Source organism: Kitasatospora sp. NPDC057595, from assembly GCF_042800875.1.
Lineage (GTDB): Bacteria > Actinomycetota > Actinomycetes > Streptomycetales > Streptomycetaceae > Kitasatospora.
In genome coordinates this window covers 1-24,875 of record NZ_JBHVGL010000039.1, presented here as the reverse complement: position 1 = coordinate 24,875, position 24,875 = coordinate 1, and the positions used below count along the sequence as shown (strand labels likewise).

Annotated in this window: 22 protein-coding genes and 1 tRNA gene; 15 read left to right on the top strand and 8 right to left on the bottom strand. The window is 71.2% G+C overall.

The genetic code is table 11. From position 1 onward, the window contains the following. Positions 1 to 64 precede the first annotated feature (64 nt). On the top strand, positions 65 to 1,894 hold the full coding sequence (locus ACFU9E_RS34115; protein ID WP_380687056.1) for a glycoside hydrolase family 15 protein: 1,830 nt from the start codon (positions 65 to 67) through the stop codon (positions 1,892 to 1,894). Continuing rightward, positions 1,891 to 3,258, top strand: coding sequence for a glucose-6-phosphate dehydrogenase (locus tag ACFU9E_RS34110; RefSeq protein WP_380687060.1), 1,368 nt, complete (start codon positions 1,891 to 1,893; stop codon positions 3,256 to 3,258). The genes ACFU9E_RS34115 and ACFU9E_RS34110 overlap by 4 nt, the downstream gene beginning before the upstream one ends. Before the next feature lie 115 nt (positions 3,259 to 3,373). Here the strand turns inward: ACFU9E_RS34110 and ACFU9E_RS34105 are convergent, their stop codons facing one another. Further along, a complete protein-coding gene (locus ACFU9E_RS34105; RefSeq protein WP_380687062.1) occupies positions 3,374 to 3,829 on the bottom strand; it encodes an SsgA family sporulation/cell division regulator in 456 nt (151 codons plus the stop codon). 369 nt (positions 3,830 to 4,198) lie between these two features. On the opposite strand from ACFU9E_RS34105, the gene ACFU9E_RS34100 reads away from it, so the two are divergent. The 3 genes from ACFU9E_RS34100 (at position 4,199) to ACFU9E_RS34090 (ending at position 7,451) form a co-directional block, all read left to right on the top strand. Further along, a complete protein-coding gene (locus ACFU9E_RS34100) occupies positions 4,199 to 5,449 on the top strand; it encodes a PucR family transcriptional regulator (RefSeq protein WP_380687064.1) in 1,251 nt (416 codons plus the stop codon). A gap of 339 nt (positions 5,450 to 5,788) precedes the next feature. Beyond that, on the top strand, positions 5,789 to 6,607 hold the full coding sequence (locus tag ACFU9E_RS34095; RefSeq protein ID WP_380687066.1) for a helix-turn-helix domain-containing protein: 819 nt from the start codon (positions 5,789 to 5,791) through the stop codon (positions 6,605 to 6,607). A 94-nt stretch (positions 6,608 to 6,701) separates the two neighbouring features. Beyond that, positions 6,702 to 7,451 carry an alpha/beta fold hydrolase gene (locus ACFU9E_RS34090; RefSeq protein ID WP_380687068.1) on the top strand — a complete coding sequence of 250 codons (750 nt, stop codon included), beginning with the start codon at positions 6,702 to 6,704 and terminating at the stop codon, positions 7,449 to 7,451. 164 nt (positions 7,452 to 7,615) lie between these two features. Here ACFU9E_RS34090 and ACFU9E_RS34085 read toward each other — a convergent pair whose 3' ends face one another. Both ACFU9E_RS34085 and ACFU9E_RS34080 read right to left on the bottom strand, forming a co-directional pair. Beyond that, a complete protein-coding gene (locus tag ACFU9E_RS34085) occupies positions 7,616 to 8,452 on the bottom strand; it encodes an alpha/beta fold hydrolase (RefSeq protein ID WP_380715626.1) in 837 nt (278 codons plus the stop codon). 104 nt (positions 8,453 to 8,556) lie between these two features. After that, on the bottom strand, positions 8,557 to 9,219 hold the full coding sequence (locus ACFU9E_RS34080; protein WP_380688875.1) for a hydrolase: 663 nt from the start codon (positions 9,217 to 9,219) through the stop codon (positions 8,557 to 8,559). Between the two features lie 202 nt (positions 9,220 to 9,421). Between ACFU9E_RS34080 and ACFU9E_RS34075 the strand changes: the two genes are divergently transcribed. After that, positions 9,422 to 9,907 carry a GNAT family N-acetyltransferase gene (locus ACFU9E_RS34075; RefSeq protein WP_380688873.1) on the top strand — a complete coding sequence of 162 codons (486 nt, stop codon included), beginning with the start codon at positions 9,422 to 9,424 and terminating at the stop codon, positions 9,905 to 9,907. Between the two features lie 72 nt (positions 9,908 to 9,979). After that, positions 9,980 to 12,994 (top strand): tetratricopeptide repeat protein, encoded by a 3,015-nt coding sequence (locus ACFU9E_RS34070; protein ID WP_380688871.1) that lies wholly within the window; start codon positions 9,980 to 9,982, stop codon positions 12,992 to 12,994. 76 nt (positions 12,995 to 13,070) lie between these two features. Here ACFU9E_RS34070 and ACFU9E_RS34065 read toward each other — a convergent pair whose 3' ends face one another. Both ACFU9E_RS34065 and ACFU9E_RS34060 read right to left on the bottom strand, forming a co-directional pair. Continuing rightward, entirely contained in the window at positions 13,071 to 13,490 is a 420-nt protein-coding gene (locus ACFU9E_RS34065; protein ID WP_355364389.1) for a hypothetical protein, read from the bottom strand. A 611-nt stretch (positions 13,491 to 14,101) separates the two neighbouring features. Next, a complete protein-coding gene (locus ACFU9E_RS34060; protein WP_380688650.1) occupies positions 14,102 to 15,889 on the bottom strand; it encodes a B12-binding domain-containing radical SAM protein in 1,788 nt (595 codons plus the stop codon). Positions 15,890 to 16,180: 291 nt separating this feature from the next. On the opposite strand from ACFU9E_RS34060, the gene ACFU9E_RS34055 reads away from it, so the two are divergent. Further along, positions 16,181 to 16,267 (top strand) — tRNA-OTHER (locus tag ACFU9E_RS34055). A 35-nt stretch (positions 16,268 to 16,302) separates the two neighbouring features. Here the strand turns inward: ACFU9E_RS34055 and ACFU9E_RS34050 are convergent. The 3 genes from ACFU9E_RS34050 to ACFU9E_RS34040 all read right to left on the bottom strand — a co-directional run bounded on the left by ACFU9E_RS34050 (position 16,303) and on the right by ACFU9E_RS34040 (position 18,943). Further along, a complete protein-coding gene (locus ACFU9E_RS34050) occupies positions 16,303 to 17,655 on the bottom strand; it encodes a glutamate-cysteine ligase family protein (RefSeq protein WP_380688648.1) in 1,353 nt (450 codons plus the stop codon). A gap of 237 nt (positions 17,656 to 17,892) precedes the next feature. Further along, positions 17,893 to 18,087, bottom strand: a complete 195-nt coding sequence (locus ACFU9E_RS34045) for a DUF397 domain-containing protein (RefSeq protein WP_380687293.1) — start codon at positions 18,085 to 18,087, stop codon at positions 17,893 to 17,895. Next, on the bottom strand, positions 18,080 to 18,943 hold the full coding sequence (locus ACFU9E_RS34040) for a helix-turn-helix domain-containing protein (RefSeq protein WP_380687291.1): 864 nt from the start codon (positions 18,941 to 18,943) through the stop codon (positions 18,080 to 18,082). The genes ACFU9E_RS34045 and ACFU9E_RS34040 overlap by 8 nt, the downstream gene beginning before the upstream one ends. 326 nt (positions 18,944 to 19,269) lie before the next feature. Between ACFU9E_RS34040 and ACFU9E_RS34035 the strand changes: the two genes are divergently transcribed. The 7 genes from ACFU9E_RS34035 (at position 19,270) to ACFU9E_RS34005 (ending at position 23,689) form a co-directional block, all read left to right on the top strand. Next, positions 19,270 to 19,638 (top strand): ATP-binding protein, encoded by a 369-nt coding sequence (locus tag ACFU9E_RS34035; protein ID WP_380687289.1) that lies wholly within the window; start codon positions 19,270 to 19,272, stop codon positions 19,636 to 19,638. Further along, a complete protein-coding gene (locus tag ACFU9E_RS34030) occupies positions 19,635 to 19,880 on the top strand; it encodes a hypothetical protein (RefSeq protein ID WP_380687288.1) in 246 nt (81 codons plus the stop codon). Before ACFU9E_RS34035 ends, ACFU9E_RS34030 begins: the two co-directional genes overlap by 4 nt. Then, the gene (locus ACFU9E_RS34025) at positions 19,868 to 20,104 is read left to right on the top strand and encodes a hypothetical protein (protein ID WP_380687286.1); all 237 of its coding nucleotides are present in this window, start codon (positions 19,868 to 19,870) and stop codon (positions 20,102 to 20,104) included. The genes ACFU9E_RS34030 and ACFU9E_RS34025 overlap by 13 nt, the downstream gene beginning before the upstream one ends. Beyond that, positions 20,101 to 20,283: a hypothetical protein gene (locus tag ACFU9E_RS34020; RefSeq protein ID WP_380687284.1), complete on the top strand. Its 183-nt coding sequence runs from the start codon at positions 20,101 to 20,103 to the stop codon at positions 20,281 to 20,283. The genes ACFU9E_RS34025 and ACFU9E_RS34020 overlap by 4 nt, the downstream gene beginning before the upstream one ends. Positions 20,284 to 20,412: 129 nt before the next feature. Further along, positions 20,413 to 20,682: a hypothetical protein gene (locus ACFU9E_RS34015; protein ID WP_380687295.1), complete on the top strand. Its 270-nt coding sequence runs from the start codon at positions 20,413 to 20,415 to the stop codon at positions 20,680 to 20,682. Then, positions 20,675 to 21,280 carry a DUF6879 family protein gene (locus ACFU9E_RS34010; protein WP_380687282.1) on the top strand — a complete coding sequence of 202 codons (606 nt, stop codon included), beginning with the start codon at positions 20,675 to 20,677 and terminating at the stop codon, positions 21,278 to 21,280. Before ACFU9E_RS34015 ends, ACFU9E_RS34010 begins: the two co-directional genes overlap by 8 nt. A gap of 51 nt (positions 21,281 to 21,331) precedes the next feature. After that, positions 21,332 to 23,689 (top strand): ATP-binding protein, encoded by a 2,358-nt coding sequence (locus tag ACFU9E_RS34005; protein WP_380687280.1) that lies wholly within the window; start codon positions 21,332 to 21,334, stop codon positions 23,687 to 23,689. The last annotated feature ends 1,186 nt before the right edge of the window (positions 23,690 to 24,875 follow it).

Sequence of the window (24,875 nt, the reverse complement as noted above, 5' to 3'; positions counted from 1 at the left end):
GGCCCGGCGGTGCGACCTGCGGGGGAGCGGACGAACTCTCCCGGCGCTGCGGAAGCGAGGCGGCATGCACGACCCCGATCCACCTTTCCGGCCGGTCCTGCGGCGGCACGGCTACCTGCCGCTGGAGGACCTCGGCCTCATCGGGGACGGCACCACCGCCGCCCTGGTCGGCCGGGACGGCTCCATCCCGTGGCTCTGCCTGCCCCGGTTCGACGCCGAGCCGTTGTTCTGCGGCCTGCTGGACCACGCCCGGGGCGGGCACTTCACCCTGGCGCCGGAGGACCCGGTCGAGGCGCGCCAGCGCTACGAACCGGACACCGGCGTCCTGGTCACCGAACTGCGCTCCCGCACCGGCCTGGTGCGCGTCACCGACGCGCTGGCGCTGCGCTCCGGCGCCGACCTCGCCGACGACGCCCCCGCCGACCGCTCCGAACTGGTGCGCTCCGCCGTGGTGCTGGACGGGCGCGTCCGGCTGCGTGCGGAACTGGAGCCCCGTGGCGGCGCGCGGACCAGGGCGCTGTTCAGCGGACTGGAGCTGCGCCCCGGCCGGCGGCCGGGCCTGCGGCTCCACCTGCGCTCCAACCGGCCGCTGCCCGGCCTGCACAGCACCCACGACCTGCGCCAGGGCGAGCGGCTCGACCTGGTGCTGTCCTGGGGCCGCTTCCACCGCCACCACCGGGTCGACACCGACGCCATGCTGAAGGGCACCGCCGACGCCTGGCGCCACTGGATGCGCCACTTCGACTACGACGGCCCCCAGCAGGCCCTGGTCAGGCGCGCCGCCGTCACCCTGAAGCTCTGCGACGACTGGGCCAACGGCTCGCTGGTCGCGGCGCCCACCTCCTCGCTGCCCGCGCCGATCGGCGGGATCCGCAACTGGGACTACCGCTACAGCTGGATCCGCGACGCCGCGTTCGCCGTCTTCGCGCTGCGCCGGATCGGCTTCCGCGGCGAGGCCGACGCCTTCCTCGGCTGGGTGCTCGACGCCTTCGAGGACAGCGGCCGGCCCCGCATCATGTACGACCTGCGCGGCGGCCCCGTGCCGGCGGAGGTCGAGGACGGCGAGCTGGAGGGCTACCAGCGCTCCGCCCCGGTGCGCTGGGGCAACGGCGCGGCCGACCAGCGCCAGCACGACGTCTACGGCGAGATCCTGGACTGCGCCGACCAGTGGCTGCGGGCCGGCGGCGAGATCCAGCCCGCCCTGTGGGCCGGCCTGGCCGGCCTCGCCGACGCCGCCGAACAGGCCTGGCGCGAGCCCGACCAGGGCATCTGGGAGGTGCGCAGCGAGGGCCGGGTGTTCACCTACTCGGCCGGACTGTGCCAGGTGGCCCTGGACCGCGCCGCGCAGATCGGCGAGCGGCTCGGCCTGCCGATCAGCACCGGGCGCTGGCGCGCCTCGGCCGATCACCTGAGCCGGCTCATCCTGGAGCAGTCCTGGGACGAGGAGGCCAGGACCCTCAGCGCCCACCTGGACGGCGGCGGCGTCCTGGACGCCAGCCTGCTCGCGCTCCCGCTGCGGCACGTGGTGCCGATCGACCACCCGCGGATGGTGGCGACCGCCGCCGCCGTCGCCGAGCGGCTGTCCGCCGGCGGCGGGCTGCTCCACCGCTACCTGCACGAGGAGTCCCCGGACGGCCTGGCGGGCGACGAGGGCGCCTTCGTGCTCTGCAGTTTCTGGCTGGTCGACAACCTCATCGGCCAGGGCCGCACCGAGGAGGCCGAGGAGCTGTACACCTCGCTGTGTTCCCGGGCGAGCCCGCTGGGGCTGATGTCGGAACAGATCGACCCGTCCACAGGAGAGTTCATGGGCAACTTCCCCCAGGCGTTCAGCCACATCGGGATCGCCGCCAGCGGCGTGAACCTGGCCCGGGCGAGGGCGGGGGTACGGCGATGATCGAGCGGCTCGCCGTCTTCGGCGCGACCGGGGACCTCACCGCCCGCTACCTGCTGCCTGCGCTGGCCGCGCTGCGGGCCGGCGGCCACCTCGGCGACCGGCTGGTGCTGACCGGCGCGAGCCGGGAGGACTGGTCCACCGAGCGGTACCGGGAGTGGGCCGCCGAGCAGCTCGACCGCCACGGCGAGGACTCCCCGGCCGAGGCCAGGGCGGCCGTCATCGCCTCGGCCCGCTACCTGCGGGCCGACGTCACCAGCCCCGAGGACGTCGCCGCGGCGGTCGCCGGGGAGGGGCCCGTCGCCGTCTACCTCGCGTTGCCCCCGGCGCTGTTCCCGGCCGCGGTCTCCGCCCTGCACCGGGCCGGGCTGCCGGCCGGCAGCCGGATCGTGCTGGAGAAGCCGTTCGGCGAGGACCTCGCCGGCGCCGAGGAGCTGAACCGGCTGATCGCCGGCCTGGTGCCGGAGCGGGCGGTGTTCCGGGTGGACCACTTCCTCGCCATGACGACCGTCCAGAACGTCCTCGGCAGCCGGCTGGCCAACCGGATGCTGGAGCCGATCTGGAACAGCACCCACATCGCCGAGGTCGACATCGTCTGGGACGAGACGCTCGCGCTGGAGGGCCGGGCCGGGTACTACGACCACGTCGGCGCGCTCAAGGACATGATCCAGAACCACCTGCTGCAACTGCTCTGCCTGGTGGCCATGGAACCGCCGATCACCCTCGGCGAGCGCGACCTGCGCGACCGCAAGGTGGACGTGCTGCGCTCCGTCCGGCCGCTGACCGAGAACGACGTGCTGCACCGCACCCGCCGCGCCCGTTACCTGCCGGGCAGGATCGGCGAGCGCTCCGTCCCCGCGTACACCGAGGAGGAGGGCGTCGACCCCGGGCGCCGGACCGAGACCTTCGCCGAGGTGGAACTGGAGCTGAACAGCTGGCGCTGGGCCGGCACGAGGTTCCGGCTGCGCAGCGGCAAGGCCCTCGGGGCGGACCGCAAGGAGGTGGCGGTGCGCTTCCGCCCGGTGCCCCACCTGCCCTTCGGCCACGGCGGCGAGGCCCGGCCGAATGTGCTGCGCTTCGAGCTGGAACCGGAGGGGCTGTCCGTGGACCTGACCGGAATCGGCGTCCGGGCGCACGAGCTGGCCCCGCTGTCGCTGACCGCGGAGATGGACCCCGCCGAGCTGCCCGCCTACGGCCGGCTGCTGCTCGACGTGCTGACCGGCGACCCGGCGCTGTCCATCCGCGGCGACGAGGCCGAGGAGGCCTGGCGGGTCCTCGCACCGGTGCTGTCCGCGTGGGAGCGGGACGTGGTGCCGCTGGAGGAGTACCCGGCCGGCTCGGAGGGCCCGGCCCCGCGGTACCCGTAGGCGGGCGGCGCGCGCCGTGCGTCGTGGTGATCGGGGTCTCCGTAGGCCCTGCTGCCGGGCCTGTTGTCCGGCCGGTGATCTTGTCGGTCCGTCGGTCCGTCGGTCCTTCAGCCCTTCAGTCCGTCAGACCGTCCAGCTCGGTCGCCCAGTCGATCAGGGTGCCCTCGGTGCCCCGGGGGACCAGCGCGAAGCTCTCCCGCCGCAGCCAGCGCCGCAGCTGCCGGGACGGCAGGTCGAGGAGCACCGAGCCGTCCTGCCCCTGGAGCATGATCCGCAGCGAGGCGCGGCCGTGGCAGGTGCAGGGCGGCCAGATCCGCACGTCGCCGTGGCCGGCGGGCCGCTGCAGCCCCTCCCAGAGGAGGTCGCGGGAGAACTGCCAGGTGCCCGCCTCGGCGGCGGCGCCGAGGAACTCCAGGGCGACGGCGAACGGGTCGTCGCCGCGGTAGGCGAAGCGCACGGGGATGTCGAGGGACTGCGCCTCGCCGAGCACGATCCGCGCGTCGAGCACGATGTCGGTGCTCGCGGCCTCCGGGCGGGGCCGGGGGCTGGGGAGCGGGTGGGGCGCGGACATGGGTTCTCCTGGGTCGTGGTCGGGGCCGGACGCGGCACCGATCGGTGCGGGGCGAAGAGGGGCCGTCCGCCGGCGTCACCGGCGGCACGATGCTCTCGCCTCGGGCCCTGGGAGCTGCCGGAGCTGCCGGGAAACAGGGGGGGAGGCGGATTCACTCCCAGGTTAGGAGAGGGCGGGGGAGCGGGATGTGCCGGTGGTGCACCGCGGCATGACGATCCGCGCACCGTCCGGCCCGCCGTACCGGGTGGGACGCGGACGTACCGTCCGGTAATCGCAGCTCAGCAGGGCGCTGAGCGGGCGTCTTCTCGATTTGTCGAAGGTTTGAGCCGTCGGATTCGCCTCTTGTATGAAGGCGGCCGGAGGTTACCGATGATGAAGAGGTGGATCCAGCGCGCGCTACCCGGTGGCGAGGCGCTGCAGTCGCTGGTGGACGGCCTGGCCGAGGAACTCGGACGGTCCGTCGTCCTCGACGACCCGCTGGTGCGCCTGATGTGCGCCAGCCGTCACTTCGGTGACGAGGACCCGGTACGCGTGCGCACCCTCCTGCAGGGCATCGCGGACGACGAGGCCATCCGCCACGTGGTGTCCCAGGGCGTGACGCGGTGGACCCGACCCGGCTACCTGGAGGGTCGCGACGACCTCGGCCTCAAACCGCGCTACTGCGTACCGATCCTCGAACGCGGTTACATGCTGGGCATCCTCATGGTCGTGGCGAAGGACGGCGACCTCACCGCGGCCGAGACCGGGGCCATCGCCCGGACCGCCCGCGCCGTGGCCGCCGAGATGTACGCCGAGCGCCTGGCCGCCGACACGGACCAGGAGCAGACCCGCGACCTGGTGAACCGGCTGGTCGGGGCGGACTCAGCGCAGCGCAGCGCCGCACGCCGGCGCCTGCTGGACGACGGCCTGCTGCCCGCCGGCCCGCACGTGGTGGTGACCGTCGTGGCCGTCGCCGGCCTGCGCGGGCCCTCCGGCCGGGTCGGGACGGCGCTGCGGGGCGCCCTGGAGCCGTTCCGTCAGACCCGCACGGCCCACGGCCTGTCGGCGATCGACCAGGACCGGGCGGTCCTGGTCCAGGTCTTCGACCGCGAGCCGCCCGAGGAGGAGCTGGAGCTGCAGGCCCGCGGCGTCGTCCGCTCCCTGGGGACCTTCCTGGACCGGGGCGCGACCACCCTGGTGGGCGTGGGCGGACGCCGGGCCGAGCTCGCGGACGCCTGGATCTCCCACGACCAGGCCCGGGTGGCGCTGCGCGCCGCCCGCCGGATGCCCCGGCTCGGCGGCATCGGGGACTGGGAGCGGCTCGGGGAGTACGCCGTGCTCCTCCAGCTGCCCGACGAAGCGCTCGACGACTCCCTCGTCCCCGAGCCGCTGCGCCGGCTGCTGGACGGCGGCGGCAACGCCCGCCTGGAGGAGACCCTGCGCTGCTTCCTGGAGAACGCCGGCTCGGTGCCGAGGACGGCGGAGATCCTGGAGGTCCACCGCACCTCCCTCTACTACCGCCTGCGGCAGATCCAGGAGATGACCGGCCTGGACCTCGACGACGGCGCGCACCGGCTCGTCCTGCACCTGGGGCTGCGCCTGTGGGACCTGGTCCGCGCTCCGGCCGATCAACCGTCCTGACCTGTGGTGACGCCCTCGGTGGCGGCCGGTTTCGACAGATCGAGGACGCCCGGTTGCTACAGAGTGATGAAGCTTCGTCGGGCAATCCCTACGTCGGGCGGTGGTCCGCGGGGCGGGCGGGCGGCAAGAATCGTCACCACGAGCTGCCACTCCCCGTCGTGACGCGTTCCTCCCCTGACGCGGCACACCCCTCCGCTCTTCCGAGCGTCCTCTTCTGAACGTCCTCTTCTGAACGATACGAACCGGTCGGAGCCTCCCGTGATCCAGTCGGGTCCCTCGCCCATGCCCGAAACCGGGCCCCACCAGCCCTACCAGCCCCACCAGTCCCACCAGGCTGCCTTGACCACTCCCGACGGCGGCGCAGGCTGCATCGACGTCCTCCCGCCGCCGCCCGGCACCGACCCCGAGGACTGCCTGTACGTCGCCCTGCACCTGCAGGGCGCGGCCTCCGTGCGCCGCGACGGCGCCAGCACCGTCCTGGAACCCGGCGACCTGCTGATCGGCACCACCCCGCACCCGGCGGGTCTGCTCGCCGACGCCGGGTGCCGGATGGTCCGCTTCCGCGTCCCCTGCTTCTACCTCGGCGTCCGGCACGGCGACGTACGGCGCACCGGAGGCCTGCTGGCCCGCGGGGACGAGGGCATCGGCTCGCTCGCCTCCCAGTTCCTGCGCACCCTCGCCGCCCAGCCCCCGGTCCACCGGGCCCGGCACGGCAACCACCTCGCGCGCAGCGTCTCCGACATCGTCGCCGTCCTGGTGGCCGAACTGCTGGAACGGGTCGACCCCGAACACCCGACCGCCGCGGCCGGGATCCTGGCGCGGATCCGCGAGCACATCGAGGAGAACCTCGCCGACCCGGAGCTCTCGCCCGAGTCGATCGCCCGCTCGCAGCACATCTCGGTGCGCTACCTGCACAAGCTGTTCCAGCAGGACGGCACCACCGTCGGCCAGTGGGTGCGCGGCCGGCGGCTGGACGCCTGCCGCCGGGACCTGGAACGGCCCACCCGCCGGCAGAGCAGCGTCGCCGCAGTCGCCCACCGCTGGGGATTCGTCAGCCACTCCCACTTCAGCCGTGCGTTCCGCGAGGCCTACGGGGTCTCGCCGCGCGAGTGGCAGAGCTACGCCGCGCACGCCGACGCCCGGCAGCGGGCCTCCTGATCCCCTTCCCCCACCAGCCCGCCGGCCGACGGGGCCCGCCGATCGACGCGCGGCGCCCCGTCGGCCCGCTGCCATGAGAAAGGCCGACACCGGCATGCCCACCACCAGAACCACCGTCGTGCTCGTCCACGACGGCTGTTCCGACCCCACCACCTGGGTCGGCGTCGTCGCCGAACTCCACCGGCGCGGCCTGACCGTGCTCGCCGCGGCCAACCCGCTGCGCGGACTGGCCCACGACGCCGCGTACCTGGCCTCCGTGGTCGCCGGGATCGACGGCCCCGTCGTGCTCGTCGGCCACTCCTACGGGGGCGCCGTGATCACCGAGGCCGGCGCCGCGCCGAACGTGGTGGCGCTGGTCTACGTCGCGGCCTACCTGCCCGAGGTCGGCGAGAGCTACGACGCGCTCGCGGGCCGCTTCGCCGCCTCGCCGCTGATCTCCCGGCTGCGGCGCACCCCGTTCGCGAACACCACGGCCGGTGCGGACGGCACGGACGGCACCGAGCGGGAGACCGAGGTGTCGGTGCCCGGGGACTGCTTCGGCCCCTACGTCGCCGGCGACCTCGACCCCGAGGTGGCGCAGGTGCTCGCCGCGCTGCAACGGCCGGTCGCCGAGCGGGTGTTCACCGACACGCCCACCGTGGCGGCCTGGCAGGCCAAGCCCGCGTGGGCCCTGGTGGCCGGCGCCGACCGCGCCCTGCCGCCGCCGCTCCAGCGCTTCACCGCCGGACGCGCCGGCGCCACCGTCCTGGAACTGCCCGACGCCTCGCACTCCGTGGCCGTCTCCCGACCCTCGGCAGTCGCGGAGTTCATCCACGACGCCGCCAGGTCGGCCGCCGCCTCCTGAACCACGCCCACGGGGCCCGCCGTCCTCGGCGGGCCCCGTTCGCCGTTGCGCCCGGCTCGGCAGGCCGTCGTGCCCGGCGCTGCATGCGTCCGCGCCCGGCCCCCGTGGTGCACGGGAGCCGGGCGCGGACGGTTCGGCCTCGCCGCCTGCTTCGCCTGCTTCGCCTACTTCGCCAGGAACGCCAGCAGCGCGGCGTTGACCTCCTCGGCGTGGGTCCAGAGCAGGCCGTGCGGCGCGCCCTCGATCTCCACGTAGTCGGCGGAGGGCAGCGCCTTGTGGAACCGGCGCGCGGTGGCGTCGATCGGCAGCGTGCGGTCACCGGTGCCGTGCAGGATCAGCGCCGGGATGTCGATGCCGGCGACGTCCGCGCGGAAGTCGGTGTACCAGGTGGTCGGCGCGGCCGAGGCGGCGAAGGCGCCGCCGCTCGCCGCGACGTTCCAGCTGTTGCGGACGGCCTCCTCGCTGATCCGGGTGCCGAGGTTCTCGTCCAGGTTGTAGAAGTCGTTGAAGAAGTCGGTGTAGAAGGCGAACCGGTCGGCCTTCACGGCGGCGACGACGCCGTCGAAGAACTCCTTCGGGGCGGCGCCGTCCGGGTTCTCGTCGTTCTTCAGCAGCCACGGCTCCAGCGAGGCGAGGAAGGCGACCTTGGCGATCCGCTCGGTGCCGTACTTCGCCACGTAGCGGGCGGTCTCGCCGGTGCCCATCGAGAAGCCGACCAGGACGGCGTCCCGGACGTCCAGGGTCTCCAGGACGGTGTTCAGGTCGGCGGTGAAGGTGTCGTAGTCGTAGCCGGTGGTCGGCTGCGAGGAACGGCCGAAGCCGCGGCGGTCGTAGGTGATGACCCGGTAGCCGGCGTCGAGCAGGGCGGCGCTCTGCCGCTCCCAGGAGGCCCCGTTCAGCGGGAAGCCGTGGATCAGGACGACCGGCTGCCCGGTGCCGTGGTCCTCGTAGTAGAGCTCGATCGGGGCGGTGTTCTCCTGGCCGACGGTGATGAACGGCATGGTGGGTGCTTCCTTCCGGAGGGGTGTGCGGGGCTGCTGGGGGTCGGGCCCCTGCCGCACTTCTGGTGCGGCAGGGGCCCGTGTCACGCGGTGGCGGGGGAGGGTCAGCCCGCGGCGTGCGGGTTGATCATCGACTGGGCGTAGACCAGGCCCAGGCCGTAGGTGCCACCGTGCTCCTTGACCAGCTCGGTGACCGGGACGTAGGTCTCGCCGCGGGCCCAGTCGCGCTGGAGCTCCAGCAGCACCTGGATCCAGGTGACGGGCACGGCGCCGGCGGCGGTCATCCGCTGCAGGGCGTGCTCGTGGGCCAGCGGGCTGACGCCACCGGAGGCGTCGGCGACGACGTACACCTCGTAGCCCTGCTCCAGGGCGGAGAGGGCCGGCAGGACCAGGCAGACCTCGGTCCACAGGCCCGACAGGATGATCTTCTTGCGGCCGGTCGCCTTGACCGCCTCGACCAGGGCCTCGTCCTCCCAGGCGTTCATCGTGGTGCGGTCGATGACCTCCTGGTCCGGGAAGACCTCGCGCAGCTGCGGGAGGATCGGGCCGGAGAAGGACTCGGCGGCGACGGTGGAGAGCACGGTCGGCACGTCGAAGACCTTGGCGGCCTTCGCCAGGCCGACGGTGGCGTTGATGATGGCGGTGCGGTCGCCGCTGCCGGTGCCGAAGAACATCTGCGGCTGGTGGTCGACGAACAGCATCATCGAGTTGTCGGGGGTGAGCAGGTCCGGGCTCGGGGCGGCGTGGACCGAAGCGATGTCAACCATGGTTGTTTTCCTTATCCGCACAGGTGAGTGACGTGACGTCAGGCGCGTTCCGGCTCCCCGGGGCGCTTACGGGAGCGACGCTAATCCGGGCGGACGGGCCGGTCTGCTCGCTCTGCGTCCGGCCGTTGTCCCGACAGCGCACGCCCGCCCCGGGGCGGAAAGTCCCGCGCGCCACGGGCGGTTCGTCCGTACGCTGTCCCGAATGGAGATCCGCATCGCCTCCGACGAGGACTGGCCGAGCGTCTACCCCTTCTACGCCGCGATCATGGCCGAGGGCCGGACGTACGCCTTCCCCGAGCGGCAGACCCTCGACGAGGCCAGGCCCTGGTGGATGGAGCGGCCCCCGGGCCGCACCGTGGTGGCCGTGCTCGACGGGCGGATCGTCGGCTCGGCGAAGATGGGCCCCAACAAGCCCGGCCGCGGCGCGCACATCGGCACCGCCTCCTTCCTGGTCGACCCCGCCTTCCAGGGGAGGGGCATCGGTCGCGCGCTCGGTGAGTACGTCGTCGAGTGGCACCGCGAGCAGGGCTTCCGGGGCATCCAGTTCAATGCCGTCGTGGAGACCAACGAGTCGGCGGTGCACCTCTGGAAGTCCCTGGGCTTCGAGGTGGTCGGCACCGTCCCGGGGGTCTTCGACCACCCCGAGCACGGATACGTCGGACAGCACGTGATGTTCCGCCGCCTCTGAGTTCCGCCGCCGCTGAGCCCGCATGTGCGGGAACATGGTGCCGGCGGGTCGTGTTCTCCGGAGGGGCGGCGGGTGGCGGGGCAGGGGCTATCACGGCAGGAACTGATCCGGCGCCAGCGTCGGAACGGGTTCGTCGGGCGACGCGGGGAGCTGGCGTCCTTCCGGGACGCGTTGCAGCGGCCGTCGGAGGAGCTGACCCAGTTCCTCTTCCACATCCGGGGCCCGGGCGGCGTGGGGAAGTCCACGCTCGTACGGCAGTTGGAGAGCGCCGCGCACGAGGCCCGGGCCGTCACCGCCTACGTCGACGAGTCCGTGACCGGAGTCGTCGAGGCGATGACGGCCATCGGCGCCCAGTTCGCCCAGCAGGGCACACCCCTGAAGCGGTTCGACAAGCTGCTGGCCACCTACCAGCAGCGCCGCCACGAGGCCGACGCCGGAGCCGCCGTGGGCCAGGGGCCGCCCGGTCCCTCACCGTCGACCGCGATCGTCTCCCGGGTCGGCCTGGTCGGGATGGGCATGATCCCCGGCGTCGGCGCGTTCACCGGCGCACTCGACCCCAACCAGGTCGCGGCCGGGGCGGAGCAGTTGCGGGGGATGCTCAGCGCCCGCCTGCGCAGTTACGACGACGTGCAGTTGGTGCTCTCCCCGCTCCAGGTGCTCACACCCGTCTTCCTGCAGGACCTCGCCGAGGCCGCGTCGCGCCGACCGTGGGTGGTGCTCTTCTTCGACACCTACGAGCGCACCGGCCCACTGCTCGACGACTGGTTGCGCGATGTCCTGGTCAGCGAGCGGTACGGCGAACTGCCCGCGAACGTGCTGGTGGTCACGGCGGGCCAGGCCCGGCTGGACCCGAAGTACTGGAGCGACTGGCACGACCTGGTCGTCGACCTGCCGCTGGAGCCGTTCACCGAGGCCGAGGCGCGTCAGCTCCTGGCGGCGAAGAACGTGACGGACGAGCGCACCATCGAAGTGATCCTGCACCTGTCCGGGCGGCTGCCGCTGCTGGTGTCCACCCTGGCGGAGGCGCGGCCGGTGGACGCGGCGGACGTCGGCGACCCGAGCGGCACGGCCGTCGAGCGGTTCCTGAAGTGGGAGACCGAACCGGCCCGCCGTGAGGCGGCCCTGGCTTGCGCACTTCCGCAGGAACTCGACGAGGACGTCTTCTGCGCGGCCGTTGACGACCCGGAGGCCAGGGAACTGTACGGCTGGCTGCGGTCGATGCCGTTCGTCATCGACCGCGCCGGCCGCTGCCACTACCACGAGGTCGTCCGCACGGCGATGCTGCGCCTGCAACGCCAGCGGTCACCCTCGCGGTGGCAGGAACAGCACACCCGTCTCGCGGACACCTTCCGGGAGTGGCAGGTCCGGCTCGACGACGGCACGGGAGGCTGGAAGGACGAACGCTGGCGCGCCTTCCGGTTGCAGGAGATCTACCACCGCCTGTGCGCCGACCCCAACACGGCCCTCCCGCGGGCCCTGCACGACCTCCTGTACGTTCAGGACCACGATCCCGCCGCCCTCCGTCGCTGGGTCCAGATGCTGACCCGGGCGAGCCGGGACGTCGGTGCGCGCGAAGTGCGGGAATGGGCGGAGCACTTGCTGACTGCCCTGGATGCTCCACAGCCGGGCGCCGCAGCCATGACCCTGCTGCTGTCCCGCGCCACTCTGGATCCGGCGGGCCGGGCCTACGCGTACCGGCTACGGGGTTGGGAGCACATTGGCACTGATGAGTACGACCGGGCAGTGGCCGACTGCACGGCAGCGCTCGCCCTCGAACCGGAGTCGGCTCCCGCCTACCGCGGCCGCGGCTTCGCGTACCACCTGACCGGCCGCCTCGAGGAGGCGTTGGCCGACTTCGACCGCAGCATTGAGTACGGCCTTCGCGATGCTTGGGTGCTGGCCAGACGGGGCGAGACGTACCGCCTGTGGGGGCGGTACGCGGAGGCGTTGGCCGACTTCGACTGTGTGGTGGACATCGACCCGGAAGCCGCCTGGACGATTGCCAGTCGAGGCCAGACGTACGGCGCTGTGGGGCGGTACGCGGAGGCGTTGGCCGATTTTGACCGCGCGATCGAGCTTGAGCCCGACAGTGCATGGATGATTGTCGAACGGGGCCATGTTCTCGAGTCGACCGGCCGCCTCGAGGAAGCGCTGGCTGACTTCGACCGCGCCGTTCAGATCGCGCCCGGTGTGGCCTGGACATTTGCTGGTCGCGGTGAGGCGTACCGCCTGCGGGGGCGGTACACGGAGGCGTTGGCCGACTTCGACTGTGCGGTGGACATCGACCCGGAAGCCGCCTGGACGATTGCCAGTCGAGGCCAGACGTACGACGCTGTGGGGCGGTACGCGGAGGCGTTGGCCGATTTTGACCGCGCGATCGAGCTTGAGCCCGACAGTGCATGGATGATTGTCGAACGGGGCAGTGTCCTCGAGTCGACCGGCGGCTACACGGAGGCGTTGGTCGAGTTCGGTCGTGCCATTGAGCTCAGGCCCGGTCGGGCGGTCGACTTCCGATATCGTAGTCAGGTATATCGACTGTTGGGACAGTACGAAGAGGCCCTGGCCGATGTCGCCTGTGCGCTCGACATCGACCCGGACAATGGTTGGTCCCTGGCCGGGCGTGGCTTGATCTACCGCCTGATGGGCCGGTACGAGGAGGCCTCGGCGGATTTCGACCGTGCGTTCGACGTCACCCCGGGCAATTGCTGGTTCCACTACGAGAAAGCGGTCGTGCTGCACGCCCTCGGTGATCCGGAACGGGACGGACACCTGGCAAGGGTCGTTGAACTGGTCAGGGCCGCGCTGTCCGAGGAAGCGCCCGCCGAGATCGCGGATCTCGGAAACCTCGTCCTCGCCTACTCGGCGATGCTGCAGCGGGAAGAAGCCGAGCGTGCGCTCGACGACTTCTTGAGTCTCGGACCGCCCGCCGGCCGGATCGGCGAGCTGATGATTGCCCTCGCCACCCAGGTGCGCGTGATTCCGGAGGCCGGTGGCAACGTCGCGCTGCTCCGCCGCCGGCTGGAGGACGCCCTCCCCGAATCCACGCCGCCCGCCCTCCGGGAACTGCTGCGACGGGACCGCGGCTGACCCGGCCGAGCCGCGAGCGGTGAGGCCGCCCCTCGCTCCGCCGAGCGAGGGGCGACCTCGGTTCCGGTGGGCCGGGTCAGCAGTTCACGACGGTCGAGATGGTCGAGGTCGACGGCCACCAGCCGGGCTGGTTCACGGTGAACTGGGCGGTCACCGTGGTGCCGCAGGGCACGGTGCCGGTGACGCCGCCGACCTCGGCTCCGCCGACCGGGATCACAACGGTCGGGTTGACGGTGGCGAACGGCGGGCTGGTGATGCCGGCGGTGCTCAGCTGGAACGAGACCTGCTGGTCCTGCCAGGTCGGGTCGGTGGTGACGCGGCCGAACGCGTACACGTGGTTTCCGTTGGTGTTGATACAGGCCCTGACGGTGACCAAGTTCGGCGCACCCGGGGTTCCGCACACGGTGGTGCCCACCGTGCCGGCGGAGGCGGTCTGGACACCGGTCAGTGCAGCCAGGGCGGCGGTACCGGCGAGAACGGCGGCAATGCGCTTCATGGGGTTCCTCCTTCGTTGGGTGTTCCCGGTGGACACCGGGAACACATGTGACATGTCACATCGCTCTCATTGGATTGTGACAGGCCACTACGAAGGGGGATAGTCGCCTGTCCTGTCAGCAACCGGCCACTTGCTGACGGATCCGGCGGTCATGTCACCCGGCCTCGCCACCCTGCGGGAGTGCCGTACGAACTCGCCGCCGTCCTAGGAGGTTTCGACCTGCTCAGGAGTCTGGCTTCCGCGAATCTGAGAGCAGATGTCGCCCCGCTCCGACAGCGCATGGGGCTGGTGCTCGTCACCGGCCAGGAGGCGCCGGGCCCGAAGGGGCTGCTGTTCCAGCAGGACTTGAGCCGCTGGTCCCGGGGCAGGCCGATCGCCTCCGTGGAGGTGAACTTCCACGGAGGGGACGGCTATCGGACCGCTGCCGGGTGGAGAGCCGGTGCGAAGGTGTGGGGGGGCCGGTCCGTCATGCTCCGCCCCGGCATCACCACCAGCCCACGCACCGTCCTCATCGACCGAGGAGCCCGAGCATGCCTGCTCGGACTCCTCGGCACCGACGAAACCCGCCCCCGCCGGCAGGAAGCCTGGAACCCCATGTGCGAGGTCACCGGTCAGCGGACGGTGGCCGCACCGTCCGTACTGCCCGCACCGGCCTCGGCGGCCTCGGCGGCGTCCAGCCGTGCGGCGATGTCGCGGGCGTCCTCGAACGTGGTGGGCGCGGCGCGCAGGCCGAGCTCGTCGTGGAGCGCGCTGGCGATCTTGGACAGCCCGCGCTTGAGGTGGCTCGCCGGGATGGAGGGTTCGGCGGGGCGGTGGGTGCGGAGGACCTCGGCGTCGGCGCGCAGCTGCTCCAAGGTGAACCGGCCCCGATTGGTCCACCACGGTACGTCGGAGGTGACCTGGTAGGCCCAGTGCCGGCGGCAGGCCTCTTCGAGGAGGTCGCGCACGGCTTCGACACGCTTACGGCTGAGCCCGCCCGTGGTGTAGCGGAACTGGTCGCGGTTGAGGTTGAGCAGCTTCCGGTCCTCGCCGGTCACCTGGAGCCCGGACAGCTGGTGGAGCGAGGCGGCGCTCTCGTCCGGGGCCCGCCGGGTGAGCCGGTAGCGGCCGGACTTGATGGTCAGGATGTGCTCGCCGTGCTCCTCCAGGAAGGGCAGCCAGCGCAGGGAGCGGTTGATCGGCTCACCGGGCACGCCGACGATGATGAAGACGTGGACCTGGATTCCGGCGTCGTGCAGGTTCCGGAGAATGCGCCCGTAATTCGCCGGGTGGTTCCAGGGTTTCGCTTCCTGGCGCAGGGTGTCCGGATCGAGCGATTCCAGGCCGAGTTGTACGGCGCTGCATCCGGCCTCGGCCAGTGCCCGGCAGGTCTCCGGCTTCAGCAATTGATCACTCGCGGTCAGATAGCACTGCCAGGTGGCCCGGTGCCCGATGCGCGCGAGTTCCCGTCCGATTCTGAGCTGCCTGGGGATGGTGAGGTATTCGTCGACGAAATCGACGCGTTCGACGCCGAGCGCGGCGATGTGTTCGGCGACGCGGCGTTCGGACATCACCCGGGGTTTGTGCAGGAAGCTGTCGCTGCCGGCCGCTATCGAGCAGAACCCGCAGCGCATGGGGCAGTTGGACATCGTGTAGAGGGGCGGCACGAAGTCGGGGCTCCACTGCCGGATGCCACGGTCGAACACCGGGGTGGGCAGCGACTCGTAGTCGACGGGGGCGGGAGTGCGCGGATTGACGCGCACGGTGTCCCCGTCGCGCCAGACCACGCCCGGTACGGTGGCCGGCTCGGCCCCTTCGACCAGCGCGACCACGGGCCGGAAGCCCTCGGCGTAGACGATCGCGTCCCAGTGGTCGAACAGGGCGGCGAACGCGGGGTCGTGGTAGGCGTCCATGGTGCGGGCCCAGTAGTTCCCGCCGAGGAACAGCCGTACGTGCGGCAGCCGCTCCCGGACGAGGCTCGCGAGCACGCAGGCGCTCACCAGCTGGCGCTCGTCGGCGACGCTGATGCCGACGACGTCCGCGCCCGCGGCGCGGATGCGGGCCAGCTCCGTCCCGGCGAAGTAGTCGTGGAAGACGTGCTCCTCGCGGTGGTCGAGCACCCACCGCAGTTCGCCGACGTCGCCCTTGAAGTACCGCGAGTCGCACTTCACGTTGTTGCGCTCGACCCCGAAGTCCTCGAACGCCGAGGCCGTGCTCGCCGAGACCTCCTCGAACAGCCGGCGGGCGTCGTGGCGCCGCAGGATCGAGGCGCCGGGATCGCGGACGGTGCGCAGGGCCTCGTCGACCGGGTCGCCGCCGTGCCGCCGCAGGACGTGTTCGACGGCCTCGACGTAGCCGTAGTGCTGGACGACGTGGTGGCCGCGCTCTTCGAGGATCGCGGTGAGGTAGGCAATTCCCATGGGCAGGTGCCAGATGCTGGAGGCCGGTGGATAACTCAAGAAAACCGAGCGCTGGTCAGGCACTGGATCTTCCCCCTGTCGGGCAAAGGGAGCCAACTGGCCCGAGGGTACGGCGGTATTCCGGTCGGGACAAGGGTGGCCGCCGGGCGGCGGCCGAATTATTGAAAGGGATCTTGCGATCGGGAATTGATCTCCGGGGCGATTGTTTCCGGACATCCGTCATTGATCTCCGACGCGTTCTTCACGCGCTGTCGGACGGCTGTTAGCGTTGTTCCTGTCGGAGTTCGACAAGCCGGGGTGGCGGAAGTGGCAGACGCGCTCGACCTCACGGTCGGGTGTCCCCCAGGGGGCGTGAAGGTTCGAGGCCTTCCCCCGGCACCGAACGGTCGGACCGAGTGGTCGGGACCGCGCGGTCAGACGCGGAAGTGCGCGACATAGCGGCGCGGATCACGCCGTAGGTCCGTTTCCCAGAGGTGGGCGCACTGCTCGGCGAAGGTCCTGCCGGTGTGCAGCACCTCGTCCAACGGGTCGAGGTAGGAGGGCGTCTCGGGGCGCTCCAGGCCGGCGGCGGCCCGGGCCCGCAGCCCCTCCCGGGCCAGCCGGACGAGCTCGCCCGCGAGTTCGTGCACGCGGTCGCCGCCGAGCATCGTGCGCAGCCCCTCGGCGGGGAAGTCCTCCGCCGCCGACTGCAACTGTCCCGCGCTGTAGTGCCTCAGCAGCTCCCAGGCCGCGTCCCGGGACGGGGCGTGGTAGCTGAGCCCCGTCCACAGCGCGGGCACGACCTGGAGGTTCTGGTACGCGGGGCCGTCGGCCGCGCGCAGTTCCAGGGTGCGGCGGACCCTGACATGCGTCCAGATCTGCGCCAGATGGGCGGTCCAGTGGCTGAACAGCGGCCGGGCGCCGTCGGCGAACCCGTCCCGGAGGAGCGAGGCGAACGGCCGGTCGGGCGGCGCGGGCCGGAGCCCGCCCGTCCGGTCCTGGTAGTAGACCATCGGGATGCTCAGCGCCCAGTCGACGACGTCGTCGATGCCCACATCCCCGCGCAGGGCCGGCCGTACCAGACCGGAGCGCTGCGGATCCGTCAGCAGCCAGTCCCGGCAGCGGTGCGAGAGCAGCCCGTCGAGCCGGCCCCCGTACAGCGGTGAATTGACGAGCAGCGCGGCGATCACCGGCGACGCGGCCGCCTGCATCCGCAGCTTTTGGGTGAAGTCGTCCTCGGAGAGGTAGTCGAGGTTCACCTGCGTGCACGTCGACAGCGGCAGGAGTCGCACTCCGCCGTTGCCTGCCCCGTCGAAGCGCTCGAAGTGCCCACGCAGGATCGGGCCACGGCTCAGGGGTACCCAGGGGACGGTCTCGATCCGGTCGAACGGCAGGTAGGCGCCCGGCAGGAGTGCGAGGTCGAAACGCCGGAGGAGCTCCGCCAGCCGGACGAGAGTGAGCCGTACGTCGTCCACCGCCGTGGCCAGATCGGCCACCGGCGGGCCCGAGTACTCCAGCTGGCCGCCGTGTTCGAGCCCGATCAGGCCCCCGTCGGCCAGCTCGACCCCGACCGGTTCCCCCGCGTCGAACAGCACCTTGCCGTCCCACTCCGCGAGCACGGCCTCAAGGACGGCCCGCATCCCGTTCCGCCCCGGGTAGGGAGTGGCGAGCCCGGTCCGTGGGTCGACCACGCCGCACTCGATCTCCAGCCCGATCCGCTCGGACGCCGTCGCCGGCGCTTCCAGCGGCGATCGGAGCTCGTCCCGACCCAGCCCAGCCGTATCCATCCGCCCAGCCTCCTCGCACCCGGACAGCCGCACGACCGCACAGCCGCGCGCGTCGACGTCAGCGACCAGTGAACCCCGCCTCCCGGAGCGCGCCCGGTAGGCATCGCTCCGACGGCGGACGGGTACGCCCGACCGGACCTGTGCGCGGTGGACGGGACCGGCCCGCGCCCTGCTCCCACACTCCCGTGCCAGGCATCGCGGTGGCCCTCGCTCCGCAGAGCGAGGGCCACCGTCGTGTCAGCCGGCGTGGTGGTCGAACGTTCCTGCCTTGGTGTCACGGAGGAGCGCGGCGAACCTGGCAGGGGTGGTGCGGACGATGACGTTGCCGTCGTCGGACTCGCGGAGTTCGATCACCTCGTCCGTGGCGCGCACCTCGACGCACTCGTCGTTTGCAGCGGAGTAGCTGGACTTCTGCCAAGCGGAGCTATACATGTTTGCTTTCCACTTCCTTCTTGATGGACTCGATGAAGCCTCGGGAGTCCTCCTCCGAGAGGGCGCACGAGTCGAATCGAGCGAGCAGGGATCGGAACTTCGCGGTATGGGCCGGGGAGTCGAAGATTCGGCCACCGAGGCCCGTGTCCATCTGTGCGGTGTCCAGCTCGGGGATCGGTCCGTCGGCGTAGGTGAAGTTCTCGTTGGAGCTCGGCATGGCGTCCACGTCGAACGTGATCACTCGAATCGAGATGGTCGGCTGTTTGGAGTCCTCGACGAGGGCGTCGAGCTGCTCGGCGAGGACGGCCGGACCGCTGAACTTCATGCGTAGCGCCGCTTCGTGGATGAATGCGGAGTACGGCGTCCTACCGGATCGGACGACGCGCTGTCGCTGCATGCGGAAAGCTGTCCTGAGGTCGACTTCGTGGCGTGGCAGTGGCGGGAAGGTCTCGGCGAAGACCGCAGCGGCGTAGCGGCCGGTCTGGAGCAGGCCGGGAACGAAGGCCATCGTGAAGGTGGTGAGCCGCCGAGCGTGGCTCTCGAACTCCGCGACATCGACGAAGTCCGTCGTGAGGACTCCCCGGTACTCCTCCCACCAGCCGGGCCTCTCCCGCTCCGTGATGATGTTCGCGAGGGCCTCGATCAAGGGCTCGTTGGCGCACATGCACGCCGACGCGACCGTGCGCAGGCGCTCCACGCTGATGCCGATCTTCCCCGCTTCCATCTGTGTCACCTGCGCCGGGTTCATGCCGACGGCACGACCGAGCTCACTGCCGCCGAGGCCGGCCTGCTCGCGCATTCTTCGTAGCTCTGCACCGAGCCTTCGCTGACGGAGGGTTGGGTTCGTGCGAGCCATTGGATCCTTCCAGGACAGGAGTGGTCCCAGTCTGCCGCGCTGGTCGAGGCGCGGTCCATTTTGGGCTCTCAATGCCACGTTAGAGGGAATATCAAGCAGCCATGGAAAATTTCACATGCGTCTGCGTTATGGTCTGTGCCATGCCGATCCGACGGGTCGTCAGTAACGCCTGTCTTCACGGGCAGTAGGCGCCTCCTGCCCTCCCGCACCGCAGAGCAGCCACACGTGGCAATTCACCAGCCCCGCCCTGGCCTGGCTCACGGCGACGTCTCCGTCGACCGATCGACGACGAACCCCACTGCACAACCCCACTCGGAGGTTCCCTCATGCGTGCCTTCAACCCGCCCGACTGCTCCATCGCCCGTGCCGAACTCCGCGCGATCCTCAGCTCCGCCGGGTGGCCGCCGGACGTCATCGCCGACGCCGAACTCGCGTTCCACGAGCTGTACATCAACGCCTGGCAGCACGCGGGCTCGCCGGCGCCGTCCGTCCTGGTCTCCCTCAGGCCCACCACCCTCCGCGTCTCCGTCTGCGACGACTGCCCGGACCTGCCGCCCGAGCCCTGCACCCCCGCCGACCCCTACTCCCTCTCCGGGCGCGGCCTCCACCTCATCCGCGCCCTCACCCACCGCTTCGGCGCCACCGCCACCAAGACCGGCAAGGTCACCTGGTTCGAGCTGGACGCCGCCGCGTGAGCGGCCCCATCGCCCCCGACGACAGGTACCTCCGCACCTACACCGAGCCCGAGGTCACCGCCCTCCTCGCCGAACTCCACGAGCGCAGCGCGCCGTTGGGCATCCAGTGGGACTTCGCCCGCGTCAACGGCGTGACCACCGACGGCCACCTCCTCGTCGACTTCGGAGACACCTCCGTCGCCACCCTCCTCAACCTCCTCCACGTCCTCCGGGAGTGGGGTGACCGGCCGTGGGAGTCGTGATCCCCCTCGTCACCGGGTCGGTGTACGCCGAGCGGACCACCGTCGCCTACCTCACCACCGATGCCGTCCCGGACACCGCCGTGCAGCTCCCGGCCGTCGACCTCGACATCCACGTCGGCCCGGGCGAGGAGCTCGCCCTCGCCCTCACCCGCGACCAGGCCGAGGAACTGCTCCACGGCCTCGCCGCCCGCCTCGGCCACCGCGTCATCGGGGCCGGTCGATGAGTCTCACCGGCGCCGGCCTCCTGGTCGGCGCCGCCCTCACGGTCCTGCTCGCCCTCGCCTTCGCCACCGTCTTCCTCGGTGTCATCGCAACGCTGCGAATCTCCCGCTTCGACGCCCACCCACCCCACCCCGACGACCAGCCCAACCACCACGACCCCACCCGGGACATACCCACCTGACCACCCCGACCGCCCACCGCCGGGCCGATCCCCTCCCCGTGGCGCCCGGGAGCCGGAAGAGGATTGACGATCAGCCCGGCCGCTATGTACGGTGTGTAGCCACCTGCTCACGCGATACTCGGAGGCGTGATGAGCCAGCCCTGGGAAGCTGATCCCGGTGCCGCGCTGAGTCGGCGCATGGGCAGGTCGCCAACCGAATTGGGCACCACGGGTGGGCGGGACGGCTGCCCCGACGTGTGGGAGCTCTCGAATGGTGACTTCGCCGTCATCGGGCGGGACCTGACAGCGGCATACCGAGCAGGACTGCCTCAGGACGTGGTGGTCGGTGAGGGCGAGCGTCTCGTCGTGATTCCCCGGGCCACGCTCCTCTCCGCGAAGGCGGACCTGCCGGATGCGTGACCTCCTGGCCGACGTGCCCGGAGACCGACTCCTGGTCGACGAGTACCGGAAGGACTTCCGGCAGCGGGACTTCGCGTTCGACGGCTACGATTCGTGGAAGCTGGAACGCAGGCAGGACTTCCAGGAACCTGAGGACGACAGCTGGCTTGCGTATTCCGCAGGCGATCACGGACGGGCGTTCGAGCTGATCGAAAGCCGGCGTGGCGAACTGCTCCAACTGTCGCGTCTGGCTGCCGAACACGCCTGTCGGCTGCTGCGTGTGCGCGTCGTGGAGTTCCCGCTCACCCCCTATCTCGCATGGGAGTTGCGGTTCCTGCGAGTGCGGGCGGAGTGCGGTGAGCTGATCCGGGTCGTCGGTCCTGAGGTCGTCGCCCCGTACGAACAGGCCGGTCCGCTGCCGGAGCTCGTGACCCTGGGCCCGGACACCGTCTACGACATCTCGTACGACGTGCGCGGCCTCCTCGGCGGTGCGACCCGTCATCTGGACCCCGCTGCCAGGGATCGAGTGGCCGGATTCATCGCCCGCCTGTACGACCAGGGCGAGGACATCAGGACCTTCATGGCGCGTGAGGCGGTCGGATCACCGGTGGAGCGCTGATCGATGACGCGGGAAGAACCCTGGGCCCAGCCGGGAAGCAGCAGTTCAAGCATGTCCGGATCCGCAGGCAATGTCGTCCAAGCCCGGGACATCCAGGGACCGGTCCACATCCATGCCGCTCCCTCGCCCGAAACCGGCGGGCCCGGTGAACCCGTGCCGCGGCAGCTGCCGACAGACGTCCGCGGGTTCGTCAACCGGGCCGCCGAGCAGAAGGCCATGGACCGGTTGCTCGCGGAGCAACCGCCTGCCGCTCAGGTTCTCGTGGTCACCGGCACCGCCGGGGTCGGCAAGACCTCATTGGCGCTCCACTGGGCGCATGCGGTCCGAGGACACTTCCCGGACGGGCAGTTGTATGCGAACCTGCGCGGCTACGACCCACAGGAACCCGCCTCCTCCGCGCAGGTGCTGGAACGCTTCCTCCGTGCTCTCGCCGTGCCTGCCGCGGCGATACCGACCGACCCCGAGGCCCTGGAGTCGACCTACCGGTCCCTGGTCGCCGGGCGTCGCATGCTGATCGTGCTCGACAACGCCTCACGCGCGGCGCAGGTTCGTCCCCTCCTTCCCGGCGCTCCCGGGTGTCTCGTTGTTGTGACGAGTCGCCACCGTCTCTCGGGACTCGGGGTGCGGGAGGGGGCCCGGCACCTGACCCTGGATGTTCTGGCGGAGCACGATGCCGTCGAGCTCCTGCGCGCGGTCACCGCGGACTACCGCAGCGGGGACGATCCGTCCGAGCTCGTTCAGCTGGCGCGGCTCTGTGCCCGTCTGCCCTTGGCCTTGCGCATCGCGGCCGAGCGCGCGGCCGGCCGGCCACGGATGCTGTTGAACGATCTGATCCAGGACCTGCGGGACGAATCTGGCCTGTGGGACGCACTGTCCGACGAGGACGAGGAGGAATCCTCGGCGGTCCGCTCGGTCTTCGCCTGGTCCTACCGTGCGCTGCCCGCCGACTCGGCGAGGCTCTTCCGCATGCTCGGCCTCCATCCCACCGGTGAGTTCAGCACGTCGGCCGCCGCCGCCCTCGTCGGAGGCGGGACCCGGCACACGCGCCGGGCACTGGACGGGTTGCTCGCGACCCACATGGTCGAGCAATCCGCCGCCGACCGCTTCAGGTTCCACGACCTCCTGCGTGCCTACGCCATCGACCAGGCCAAGCACGAGCAGGAAACCGAGGAGAGCGAGCTGGCGATCCGTCGTGTGCTGGCGTGGTACCTGCACACGGCCGACGCGGCACAGGAACGCTCTGCTCCCCACGAGCCTCGCGTCCGGCTCGCACCGCTGGGCCCCGACGTGGAACCAGCGGTGTTCCAGGACGAGGCCGACGCGGTGCAGTGGTTCGAGGCGGAACGCGACAATCTCGCGGCCGCCACCCGGACGGCGGCTGCCATGGGCCTGGACGAGGCCGCCTGGCAGCTCGCGGTCGTCCTTCGTGCCTTCTACATGGTGCGCAATCCCTTCCAGGACTGGTTCGCCACCTCCCGCCTGGGACTGGAGGCCGCACGGCGCTGTGGGGACCGGCACGCGCAGGCGGAGTTGCACGAGAGCCTGGGCATGGCGTACACCCAGTCCGGCCGGCTCGACCAGGCCGCCGAGGAGTACCAGGCCGCGCTGGAGATCCGTCGCGAGCTTGACGATCCCGCTGGTGAGGCGCTGACCCTCAACGGGCTCGGCCTGCTTTCCTTGCGCCAACGCCGACTGGCGGAGGCTCGTGACGCCTTCACGATCGCTCGTGAGCTGTTCCGGTCGCTCGGCGATGCCCACTGGGAGCCTCGGGCGGCGGTCAATCTGGCCGAGGCCCACCTGGCTCTCGGCGCACCGGCCGAAGCGGAGCAACTGATCCGATCAGGCCTGGAGACGTTCCGCGACAGGGCCGACCGGTGGTCCGAGGGAAACGCTCTGTGCCTTCTCAGCAGGCTCCAGCTCGAAAGAGGGCAGGCGGGCGAAGCAGTGATGAGTGCGCAGTGTGCCGTCGAGCTCGCCGTGGAACTCGGCAGTGCTGTGGCGGAGGGCCACTGGCTGACCCAACTCGGGCACGCCCAACGTGCCGCCGGTTGTCCGGACGAAGCCCTCGTCTCCTATCAACGCGCCACCGTCCTGCAGAGGCGTCTCGGGGACCGCAGCCGTGAAGCGCTGGCCTGGGACGGTACCGGCCTGGCCTACCTCGAGCTGGGCCGCACTCACGAAGCGGGTGAGTTCCACCGCAGCGCCGTCGCGGCGCACCGAGACCTGGGTGATCGGTGGCAGTGGGCGGTGTCCCTTGGCCATCTGGCTGACGCCTTGGAACAGGACGAGGCGCCCACGGCTGCACAGCAGTACCGCCGCGAGGCGCTGACCCTGCTCGACGACTTCACCGACCCGAGTGCGCGACGACTGCGCGAGCGGCTGACGAACGCCCTGGGAGAGGGCAGCTGAGTCAATCGGCGGGTAGCCAGGCCCCCCGTCCCGGAACGGGGACCCATTCCGTGATCCACAGCGGCCCGTCCGCGCACTCCCTGCGGACTCCTTCATCGGGCTCGCCGCGGGACCGGAGGACGGCCACCCAACGGCCGTCCACGACAGCGAGGGGCCCGGGAACGGGAAACAGCCCGAACCGGAAGGCGCGGACCAGGTTGTGGATGTCCATACGGCTTGCCGACCAGTCGATGACGGCGTTCGCGCCGCATCCACCGCAGGCGGGACGGTCGGCGAGAGGGCGAGGCTGAGCAGCACGAAGGCCCGCTGGGGGTGCGGCCTGATGCATGGGGGCGGCCCACGACAGACCGGTGCGGATCCGGTCCGCCTCGGTGGGGCCGTTTGCAGATGCACACCGAAGTTCTCCGAACGCGAGGAGACTTTGTGCGCAAGGCTCGAACTGGGTGGGGATTGTGTGAGGGGTGCGGGTCACACGCACAAGTGAATATCGGGCAATCCGGGTGCGGAGGGTCCGGTTCTCCCACTGTGCTGGGAAGGCTTGGTCGGGCGGGGCGAGGGTGGCCGTCGGTGACGAGAGTGGGGGACCGTGGAACGCACACGAATGCGGACCAAGTGCGCGGCAGGGGTCGCGGGGCTGGTGATGACGGGGATCAGCGGTTGCGGCGCGCTGCCGGAACCGGTCCCGGACACACCGAGGGCCGGCCAGGTCTCGACGTCGGCCGATTCCACGGAGGTCCCGAGCCCATTGCTCCCGGTGGCCGGCGCCGCCGCCGCACTTTTCGTGGGCGTCGGCGGCGTCCTGCTCGTGCTCTGGTGCGACCGCAGAGCCGCGGCCCCTGGACCGCCGCCCTCCACCCGCCCGGGCCGGGGCGAGCTGTGACCGGCGACGACTTGCCCCCACTCCGGGGGAGGGGTAGTGTTCTCTAGTCGCTCGGCAGGGAGCACCGGACACGCATCGGCGCGGACGGTCCCGGAGCGGCCAATCCTCTGGAAATGCCTAAGTCTCCCCGGCACGGGGTTTATTTGGCGTGTGCATTTTCGGGAATTGCGGCCGGATTCGCTTTTCGGAGCGGGGATCGGTTAGAGTTTGAAACGTCGGACGGGGCGTCAAGCCGCAGAAGACACCAGCGAGTTGGATGAAGGAAGCGCCGGGAACGGCACGGAAAACATCTGGTAAGCTGGAAAC

What these genes read in the sequence shown, in the direction of transcription:
- ACFU9E_RS34085 (WP_380715626.1), bottom strand. Translation starts at nt 8,452, where the DNA reads ATGCCGTTCATCACCGTCGGCCAGGAGAACACCGCCCCGATCGAGCTC.
- ACFU9E_RS34045 (WP_380687293.1), bottom strand. Translation starts at nt 18,087, where the DNA reads ATGTATAGCTCCGCTTGGCAGAAGTCCAGCTACTCCGCTGCAAACGAC.
- ACFU9E_RS34035 (WP_380687289.1), top strand. Translation starts at nt 19,270, where the DNA reads ATGCGTGCCTTCAACCCGCCCGACTGCTCCATCGCCCGTGCCGAACTC.
- ACFU9E_RS34020 (WP_380687284.1), top strand. Translation starts at nt 20,101, where the DNA reads ATGAGTCTCACCGGCGCCGGCCTCCTGGTCGGCGCCGCCCTCACGGTC.
- ACFU9E_RS34100 (WP_380687064.1), top strand. Translation starts at nt 4,199, where the DNA reads ATGATGAAGAGGTGGATCCAGCGCGCGCTACCCGGTGGCGAGGCGCTG.
- ACFU9E_RS34090 (WP_380687068.1), top strand. Translation starts at nt 6,702, where the DNA reads ATGCCCACCACCAGAACCACCGTCGTGCTCGTCCACGACGGCTGTTCC.
- ACFU9E_RS34115 (WP_380687056.1), top strand. Translation starts at nt 65, where the DNA reads ATGCACGACCCCGATCCACCTTTCCGGCCGGTCCTGCGGCGGCACGGC.
- ACFU9E_RS34105 (WP_380687062.1), bottom strand. Translation starts at nt 3,829, where the DNA reads ATGTCCGCGCCCCACCCGCTCCCCAGCCCCCGGCCCCGCCCGGAGGCC.
- ACFU9E_RS34060 (WP_380688650.1), bottom strand. Translation starts at nt 15,889, where the DNA reads ATGGGAATTGCCTACCTCACCGCGATCCTCGAAGAGCGCGGCCACCAC.
- ACFU9E_RS34065 (WP_355364389.1), bottom strand. Translation starts at nt 13,490, where the DNA reads ATGAAGCGCATTGCCGCCGTTCTCGCCGGTACCGCCGCCCTGGCTGCA.
- ACFU9E_RS34040 (WP_380687291.1), bottom strand. Translation starts at nt 18,943, where the DNA reads ATGGCTCGCACGAACCCAACCCTCCGTCAGCGAAGGCTCGGTGCAGAG.
- ACFU9E_RS34005 (WP_380687280.1), top strand. Translation starts at nt 21,332, where the DNA reads ATGTCCGGATCCGCAGGCAATGTCGTCCAAGCCCGGGACATCCAGGGA.
- ACFU9E_RS34015 (WP_380687295.1), top strand. Translation starts at nt 20,413, where the DNA reads ATGAGCCAGCCCTGGGAAGCTGATCCCGGTGCCGCGCTGAGTCGGCGC.
- ACFU9E_RS34050 (WP_380688648.1), bottom strand. Translation starts at nt 17,655, where the DNA reads ATGGATACGGCTGGGCTGGGTCGGGACGAGCTCCGATCGCCGCTGGAA.
- ACFU9E_RS34010 (WP_380687282.1), top strand. Translation starts at nt 20,675, where the DNA reads ATGCGTGACCTCCTGGCCGACGTGCCCGGAGACCGACTCCTGGTCGAC.
- ACFU9E_RS34080 (WP_380688875.1), bottom strand. Translation starts at nt 9,219, where the DNA reads ATGGTTGACATCGCTTCGGTCCACGCCGCCCCGAGCCCGGACCTGCTC.
- ACFU9E_RS34110 (WP_380687060.1), top strand. Translation starts at nt 1,891, where the DNA reads ATGATCGAGCGGCTCGCCGTCTTCGGCGCGACCGGGGACCTCACCGCC.
- ACFU9E_RS34075 (WP_380688873.1), top strand. Translation starts at nt 9,422, where the DNA reads ATGGAGATCCGCATCGCCTCCGACGAGGACTGGCCGAGCGTCTACCCC.